At 63.5% G+C, this 8,329-nt stretch carries 8 protein-coding genes and 1 other RNA gene; 5 read left to right on the plus strand and 4 right to left on the minus strand.

Annotation, left to right across the window (positions count from 1 at the left end; genetic code table 11):
* The first annotated feature begins 2 nt into the window (after positions 1–2).
* The 5 genes from dusB (at position 3) to ruvC (ending at position 4,758) form a co-directional block, all read left to right on the plus strand.
* Positions 3–974 (plus strand): tRNA dihydrouridine synthase DusB, encoded by a 972-nt coding sequence (gene dusB / locus VFW93_RS13445; RefSeq protein WP_329694497.1) that lies wholly within the window; start codon positions 3–5, stop codon positions 972–974.
* Positions 975–984: 10 nt separating this feature from the next.
* On the plus strand, positions 985–1,221 hold the full coding sequence (locus VFW93_RS13450) for a Fis family transcriptional regulator (protein ID WP_290676079.1): 237 nt from the start codon (positions 985–987) through the stop codon (positions 1,219–1,221).
* A gap of 24 nt (positions 1,222–1,245) precedes the next feature.
* Complete coding sequence (gene purH, locus VFW93_RS13455) at positions 1,246–2,835, plus strand: bifunctional phosphoribosylaminoimidazolecarboxamide formyltransferase/IMP cyclohydrolase (protein WP_329694498.1); 1,590 nt, start codon at positions 1,246–1,248, stop codon at positions 2,833–2,835.
* A gap of 104 nt (positions 2,836–2,939) precedes the next feature.
* A complete protein-coding gene (locus VFW93_RS13460) occupies positions 2,940–4,145 on the plus strand; it encodes a metallophosphoesterase family protein (protein WP_329694499.1) in 1,206 nt (401 codons plus the stop codon).
* Between the two features lie 58 nt (positions 4,146–4,203).
* Positions 4,204–4,758 (plus strand): crossover junction endodeoxyribonuclease RuvC, encoded by a 555-nt coding sequence (ruvC, locus tag VFW93_RS13465; protein ID WP_329694500.1) that lies wholly within the window; start codon positions 4,204–4,206, stop codon positions 4,756–4,758.
* A gap of 2 nt (positions 4,759–4,760) precedes the next feature.
* Here ruvC and VFW93_RS13470 read toward each other — a convergent pair whose 3' ends face one another.
* The 4 genes from VFW93_RS13470 to VFW93_RS13485 form a co-directional block, all read right to left on the minus strand.
* Complete coding sequence (locus VFW93_RS13470) at positions 4,761–5,555, minus strand: PEP-CTERM sorting domain-containing protein (RefSeq protein WP_329694501.1); 795 nt, start codon at positions 5,553–5,555, stop codon at positions 4,761–4,763.
* Between the two features lie 128 nt (positions 5,556–5,683).
* A complete protein-coding gene (locus VFW93_RS13475; protein ID WP_329694502.1) occupies positions 5,684–6,937 on the minus strand; it encodes a carbonic anhydrase family protein in 1,254 nt (417 codons plus the stop codon).
* 74 nt (positions 6,938–7,011) lie between these two features.
* An RNA gene (rnpB, locus tag VFW93_RS13480) (RNase P RNA component class A) lies at positions 7,012–7,449 on the minus strand.
* A gap of 37 nt (positions 7,450–7,486) precedes the next feature.
* Positions 7,487–8,329 (minus strand): thioredoxin family protein (locus VFW93_RS13485; RefSeq protein WP_329694503.1); only part of this gene is annotated, 843 nt, incomplete at its 5' end.

Here is an 8,329-nt window from a genome sequence, read left to right on the forward strand (position 1 = left end):
GCCTGGGGGCGGGTTATGCGGTGAGTGAGATGGTGACCAGTCGACCGGATTTGTGGGACTCGCTCAAGACCTCGCGGCGCGCCAACCACGAGGGTGAAACGGCGCCCATCTCCGTGCAGATCGCCGGCACCGATGCGGCCATGATGGCCGAAGCTGCCGCCTACAACATCGACCGCGGCGCCCAGATCATCGACATCAACATGGGTTGCCCCGCCAAGAAGGTGTGCAACAAGTGGGCTGGCTCGGCACTGATGCAGGACGAGGCCCTGGCACTGGAGATCGTGGAGGCCGTCGTGGCCGCCTGTGCCCCCCACAACGTGCCGGTGACCTTGAAGATGCGTACCGGCTGGAGCCAGCAAAACAAGAATGCGGTGCGCATTGCCCGCGCCGCCGAAAGTGCCGGTGTGGCCATGCTGACCGTGCACGGCCGCACCCGAGAGCAGGGCTACAAGGGTCAGGCCGAGTACGACACGATCGCCGCCGTCAAGGCCGCGGTGAAGGTGCCCGTGGTGGCCAACGGCGACATCACCTCACCCGAAAAAGCCCGGCTGGTGCTGCAACTCACCGGCGCAGACGCCATCATGGTGGGCCGCGCCGCGCAAGGCCGCCCCTGGATCTTCGGTGACATCGCCCACTACCTGGCCACCGGCACGCACCGCGCTCGTCCCCTGACCTTGCAAGTCAGGCAGTGGCTGATCGAGCACCTGCACGAACACTATGGTTTGTACGGCGAATTCGCCGGCGTGCGCACGGCACGCAAACACATCGGCTGGGCGGTTCGCGCCCTGCCCGGTGGTGAAGACTTCCGTGCCCACATGAACACCCTGGACAGCATCGACAGCCAGATCCAGGCCGTGACCCATTTCTTCGACGAACTCGGCCTGCACCACGACCGCCTGCCGGAAGCGGCGCTCGCCATCGACGAAGAAGACGACGCCCAGGAAGCCCGCGCTGCTTCCTGTGCGGCGAACTGACCCGAGCATCATGAGCAAGAAGAACATCCAAGACTGCATCCGAGACAACCTGGAAGGTTACTTCCATGACTTGCGTGGCGCCGAGCCCAACGCCGTGTACGACATGGTCGTCAACGCGGTGGAGCGCCCCATGCTGGAGGTGGTGATGCAACGTGCCGAGGGCAACCAGTCCAAGGCCGCCGAGTGGCTGGGCATCAATCGCAACACCCTGCGTCGCAAGCTGCTCGAGCACAAGCTCATCAAGTGACATTTTTGAACTGAAGGAAAAACCATGGCTTTGACCGCTTTGCTGTCCGTGTCCGACAAGACCGGCATCGTTGAATTTGCCCAGGCCCTGAACGCCCAGGGCGTGCGCCTGTTGTCCACCGGTGGCACCGCCAAGCTGCTGGCTGAAAAGGGCCTGCCCGTGACCGAAGTGTCGGAAGTGACCGGCTTCCCCGAGATGCTCGACGGCCGCGTCAAGACCCTGCACCCGCGCGTGCACGGTGGCATCCTGGCCCGCCGCGATCTGCCCGAGCACATGGCTGCCCTGAAGGAACACGGCATCGAGACCATCGACATGCTGGTGGTCAACCTCTACCCCTTCGCGCAAGCCACCGCCAAGGCTGACTGCACGCTGGAAAACGCCATCGAGAACATCGACATCGGCGGCCCCACCATGCTGCGCGCGGCCGCCAAGAACTGGCAGGACGTGGCCGTGATCATTGATCCGGTGGACTACGAGCAGGTGCTGTCCGAGATGAAGGCTGACGGCATCACCCGTTCGACCAAGTTCATGCTGGCCAAGAAGGTGTTCGCGCACACCGCCGCCTACGACGGCATGATCACCAACTACCTGACCTCGCTGGAAGCCGGCTCGGAGCTGAAGACCGAAGCCGTGCCCGCCAAGGAAGCCTACCCCGCCGTGTTCAACCTGCAACTGCAAAAGGTGCAGGGCATGCGTTACGGCGAGAACCCGCATCAGTCGGCAGCCTTCTACCGTGAAGCTTCGCCCGTGGTCAGCACCCTGGCCAACTGGACGCAGATTCAAGGCAAGGAACTGTCCTTCAACAACATTGCTGACGCCGATGCGGCCTGGGAATGCGTCAAGGCCTTTGACGTGCCTGCCTGCGTGATCATCAAGCACGCCAACCCCTGCGGCGTGGCCATCGGTGCCGGCCCGCTGGAAGCCTATTCCAAGGCCCTGAAGACCGACCCGACCTCGGCTTTCGGCGGCATCATGGCCTTCAACCGCACGGTGGACGCCGATGTGATCGAAGCCATCAACGCCAACAAGCAGTTCGTGGAAGTGGTGATCGCACCGAAGTTCACCGACGCTGCCCGCGCCGCCTATGCCTCCAAGCAGAACGTGCGCCTGCTGGAAGTGCCCCTGACCGATGCCACACGTGGCCTGTCCAACGCACTGGACTTCAAGCGCGTGGGCGGGGGCATGCTGCTGCAATCGGCTGACAACATCGACCTGGTGGGCGACATCAAGGTCGTCTCCAAGCTGCAACCCACCGAGCAACAACTCAAGGACATGCTGTTTGCCTGGACCGTGGCCCGCTTCGTCAAGAGCAACGCCATCGTGTTCTGCAAGGACGGCATGACCATGGGCGTGGGCGCCGGCCAGATGAGCCGCCTGGACTCGGCCCGCATCGCCTCGATCAAGGCTGGCCACGCTGGCTTGACCCTGCAAGGCACAGCCGTGGCGTCGGACGCCTTCTTCCCGTTCCGCGATGGCCTGGACGTGGTGGTGGACGCTGGCGCGACCTGCGTGATCCATCCCGGTGGCTCGATGCGCGACGATGAAGTGATCGCCGCCGCCGACGAACGTGGTATCGCCATGGTGTTCACGGGTACACGTCACTTCCGTCATTGATCGCATTGATGTAGAGCCAGTGCGGCTCCTACTTGGATGACCAACGGCCCTTCGGGGCCGTTTCGCATTCGGGGCGCCGGCCAATAGATCGCTAAGATCCTGGGATGCTCCGCCTGCTCGCTGCCATCGTCCAAGTGCCTCTTCTCGGCCTGCTGCTCGCCCTGCCCCTGGTGAGCCAGGGGCGCACAAGCTCCGGCCATGACCCCGTTGTCCTACGCTTCAGCACCGTGGGCGATTCAAGGCAGGAGCCGGACCTGGCCGCCACGGCGCAAGACCGCCTGTGGCTGCAAAACAGCCAGGCCTGGGCCCGCATCCTCAAGGAGATGGGTCAGGCGCGCCCACACCTGTTGTTCTTCAATGGCGACATGATCATGGGCTACGGGAATGCCGGCCCGGTCTCGGCCACCGACGTCGATACCGTACTGGCCTCTGGGCTGGTTCGGCATCACGTTCAGTACGCTTTCTGGCGTGGCATGGTCACGCCGCTGATGGCACAAGGCACCTACGTCGTGCCAGTGGCTGGCAACCACGAAGTGCAATGCCGCAGCAGTGCCGGCACGGTCTGCACCGATGCCAGCGGGCAGGACCTGAAAACACGGCGAGGCGGCAAGAATGCGATCGCCGCCAACGAGGCGGCCTGGCGCGCCAACATGGGCGATCTCATCCTCGACGTGCCGCGTCTGCAAGCCGTCCTGCCGCCTGATCAACGCGTCCATCACATCGATGTGGACGACCACGCCACGCTGGATCAGCTGAGTTCGCCCCAACATCAACTGAGCTACAGCTTCGACATCGGCCAGCATCACTTCGCCATCATCAACACGGACCCGGCAGACGCGGACAGCACCGCCCCCACGGCCTGGTTGGCCAGGGATCTGTCTGCCGCCCGCCAGCGCGGCGCCCGACACCTCTTCGTTTTCGGGCACAAGCCCGCCTTCAGCTACGACTTCGCCGGCAACCAGGGCCGCGCCAACGGCCTGGACATGGTGCCTGCTGCACGTGATGCCTTCTGGGCTGTGATCGAACAACACCTGGCCACCTACTTCTGTGGACACCAGCATGTGTTCAACATGCGCCAACCCATCAAACCAGATGGACAACGCAGCCAGGCCTGGCAAGTCATCTTGGGCTCGGGCGGTTCGCCTTTTGACGTCAAGGCCGATGCGATGGGCCGCCAGCCATTTGATCGCTTCTACGCCTGGGCGCAGGTTCGCGTCCACCGCAGCGGCAAAGTCGGGATCGATGTATTCGGCTTCGACGAAGATCTCGGGCGGACACGTCGCCTGCAAAGCATCGAGTTGCGCCATTGATGAAGGCCTCGGTTAGAGTGGCGCACACGCATTTTTTCCGAACCGTCTCGGCTCCAACGTGATCATCCTCGGCATCGACCCCGGTCTGCAGACCACCGGCTTTGGCGTCATCGAATCCGATGGCCCTCGCCTGCATTACGTGGCCAGCGGCACCATCAAGACCAAAGAGGCCGCACAAGGGGATCTGCCCACGCGCCTGAAGCTGATCTTCGAAGGCGTGCGTGAGGTGGTGGGCCGCTATGAGCCCCAGCAGGCTTCGGTCGAAATCGTGTTCGTGAACGTGAACCCGCAGTCCACGCTGCTGCTGGGCCAGGCACGGGGTGCGGCCATTGCCGGCCTCTTGTCCACGCCGGCATCGCCGTCGGTGGCGGAGTACACCGCCTTGCAGATGAAAAAGGCGGTGGTCGGCCATGGTCACGCAGCCAAGGCCCAGATCCGGCACATGGTCATGCGCCTGCTGAACCTGCCGCGCGAACCGCACAACGATGCCGCCGATGCGCTGGGGCTGGCCATCTGCCACGCGCATGCCGGGCATGCGATGGCGCAGATGGCCAAGGCCACCGACCTGTCACGCCGCACGCACGCCCAGATCAAGGGCGGGCGCGTTTACTGACTTCAGGCCGCCGTACGAGCCTGACGCCGCTTGCCTCGCTTCAAAAGAGACAAAGCCATCAAGCCCATGCCCATCATCACCATGGAGCCCGCTTCAGGCACCGCCGTCAGCTTGATGTAGGCGCCTCCCCAGGAATAGCTTGGCGCGCCCCAGACATTGCTCCCGTAGTAGGAGGCAGCCATCCGATAGTGGCCCTCGTCAAGCGCCAGTTCGCCCGTAAAGTTGTTACGAAACCCTGGGTAGTCCTGAATGACCTTCACTTGCCCCGGTGCACCCACGGACACCCAGTTGCCATCGGCCGCCAGCTTCTCGAATGCGAAGGGAAATCCTCGGCCGCTGGTATAGCCGGAATAGGCGCTCCACACATCCACAGCGACTTGCGTGGACTGGCTCACGTCAAAGTACAACTCGCCCCGAGCGGTTGACGTGGCACTTGGCCTGACGCAATCCCCGCTGTAGTACGTCGTGCCACAGGTCCAGGCGAAATTGCGATCAAAACTGCTCCCCCCGACGCCGACACTGAGGCCGATGCGCCCGGACTCCACCGTGGTGTCCACGTTCGCATTGCTGGTCACGGTGTTGTAGTCACCCGCAATGACATGAAGTGACAGATTGCCTGTGGCGCCAGTCGGGGCGGTGTCGTCGACCGCGTAGCCTGGGTATGCATACGCCTCGACATGTGCGCTCTGGCTGACCAGCGAGAACTGCGCAGACGCCATAAGTGGTGCGAACAGCACCGTGGCGGCGAGGTTGGATTTGAGGATGGCGCGCGCACGTCGCCCCTGAGCTTGAAGCATGTTTTTCCCTTTGGTTTATTAATCTGATGATCCAGGCGAACAACGCCACCCAGATAACGCATGGTATTCGATTAATGAACCAAAGACAGCCGGGTATTTGCTACAGGGGTAACGGCTGGCAGACGGACTTACTGCCCGTCCTTGATCAGGCGTCCGGCAGCCGACTGCACCGGGCGGGCGTTCATCGGGTACAGCTTGGAGAACACCCCGATCTGTTCGCGCGAGATGCCTGCCGGCTGCTTCATCACCATCCACAGCACACCCTCCGAACATGGTGGCGTGGTGAGCGAGCCCATATAGGTGTAGTACTGGCGCTGCTCGGGCAGCAACTGGCTCAGGTCGATCTGGCTCAAGGCGCCTTGCTCCGAATTCTTCTCCAGCGGCAGGTTGTTCCAGACCTGCTGCACCACGGGGTGGGCCTTGCCCTGGTCCATCAGCACGGCCACCACGGCCAGCTTGCCATCCATGTCCTTGTGCACCAGGTGGGCCACCATTTCGTATTGGCGGCCATTGATGCGCTCTTCGCTGGGGCGATGGAAGTGGAATTGCAGCAACTCGTAGCGGCGCCCCATCACGGTGATGCCATTGCCCGGCTCCACGTTGACCTGCACGGTATGGCCGTTGTCGATCACGCGGAAGTTGGAAGGACGGTAGTCAAACTGGATGGGGTCCAGTTGAACGGGAATGCCCTCGCGGATGTCGATGGGGCTCTGACGCTTGCCCAGCATGCATTGCTGGAACTCGGGCTTGAGGCGCCCCCAGCTCTCGGGACCGGTATCACCGCTGTAGGCCCAGTGCACATCGTGGCCATTGGGGTTGGGGGAATGGGAACCGGCACCTGCTTTGCCACCTGGGACACCATGGGGATCCTGAGGCAGCAGGGCGCCGTGCGCATCATTGGTGGCCACGGCCCCGTGCCCAGGTGCCGGGCGAGCCTTGGTCACGGGCTTGGGCCTCAACCGCACCACAGGGGCGGGCTCACGCTTGGTGCGCACCTCGGCAATCTTCTGATCGATCAGATCGCGCAACTCGGCCATGGAGACGTTGGAGCGCGCATCCGATGCGCTCTCGCTGCGTGAGGGCGCTTCGCGCCGGTTGTCCCGGGCCTCGCCTCGGCCCTCCCCCTTGCGAGCAGACTCGCCTCTGGGCTCGGACGCACGCTCGTCGGATCGACCTTCGGCCCGGCGACCTTCGGCGTTCTGCGCCTCGGCCTTCAGATTGGGTTTGAGCGAGGGCTTGATGCTCGCCTCCTTGGCGTCACCGCCGTCGGCAGGCGCATCCCCATGCCCATGCCCGTCTGCCGCATAGGCGCCCATGACCAGGGCCATGCTGGCAGCCAGGGTGAAGACTTGGGCCAAACGTACACGCAACGCATCCATCATGATCGACTCTCCGCAATACGACGGAGATTTCGGCCAGTAAAACGCCGAACTTGAATGCCTGCGATGTGAAAAAAGTGTGAAGTCAGCCGATAGGCCGGATTCTGTGCAGCCCCGTGTCTCGCGACGCTGAGCTGTGACCGCCATTCCTCTGGGCCGCCTGTCGCCAGAACGGCTCGATGCCACCTACCCGCACACTCCCCGGGACAGGTCAATGTGTGCCTATTTGGTGTTGCTGCGCGTAGAGATTGCCCGTTTCACCCCAGGCGGGTTTTGCCCGCCTGGGGTGCTGCTCGGTTCGTGCTTTCGCACGAGCCCTTGCTTGCGCAAGGGCCGTCGGCTGACGCCGACGCCTCACAGACCACCCGCAGCGGAACCCGTCCGGACTCGTCTCTGTTGCTCTGATCCTCACCTTGCGGTGGAGAGGTGTTACCTCCTACGCTACCCTGTGCAGTCCGGACCTTCCTCCAGTGCGACCTTTCGATCCTTGCACCAGCGGCGGTCTGGCTGACTTCACGGGCGCGATTATCCTCCCATTACGCTCGGAATGGTTCACAACCCGGCTTGCTGAAGGCTGCGCAGGAAATCCTGCGGCTTCTGGAAACCGACCACCTGGGCTGCAGTGCGTTCCTGGCCCTGCGCATCAAAGAAGATGATCCCCGGCGGGCCGAAAAGCTTGAAGCGCTGCAAGAGGGCGCGATCATCCGCCGTGTTGACGGTCACGTCGGCCTGCAGCAGCACCGCCCCCCTCAGGCGCGCCTGCACCTGCGGATCCGAGAAAGTCTCGTGCTCCATCTCCAGGCAGGAAGTGCACCAGTCGGCATAGAAATCCAGCATCACCGGTTTGCCTTGCGTTTTGGCCTGAGCCAGGGCAGCGTCCAGTTCGGCCACCGTGCGCACACGCTCGAACGGCAAGGCGCTGTGGCGCACGGAGGCCGCCGGTGCAGCGCCTGCCAGGGATTGCAGATACGGCCAGGCCGGCCGCGCCACCCACACGGCCATACCCAGCATCAGCACGCCGAACAGGGCCTTGACCGCCTTCATCCAGGGACCGGTACGCGGCAACAGGCTGCCCGCAGACAAACCCACGAGCAGCAGGGGCACGCTCATGCCCCAGGCCATGGCATACAAGGCGGCGCCACCCAGCACCACATCGTGCGTCTGGCTGATGTAGAGCAAAGCCCCCGCCAGCGGTGCGGACACGCAGGGGCTGACCACCAGGGCCGACACCACGCCCATCGCAAACACGCTGATGAACTTGCCGCCCGGCAACTTGTTGGAGCCTGCCCCCAGCCAGCTTTGCACCGAAGCCGGCAACTGCAACTCATACAGGCCGAACATCGACAAGGCCAGCAGCACCATCAGGGCCGCAAAAACCAGCACCACCCAGGGATG

Origin of the sequence: Aquabacterium sp., assembly GCF_036279675.1 — a bacterium.
Classification (GTDB): domain Bacteria; phylum Pseudomonadota; class Gammaproteobacteria; order Burkholderiales; family Burkholderiaceae_C; genus Aquabacterium.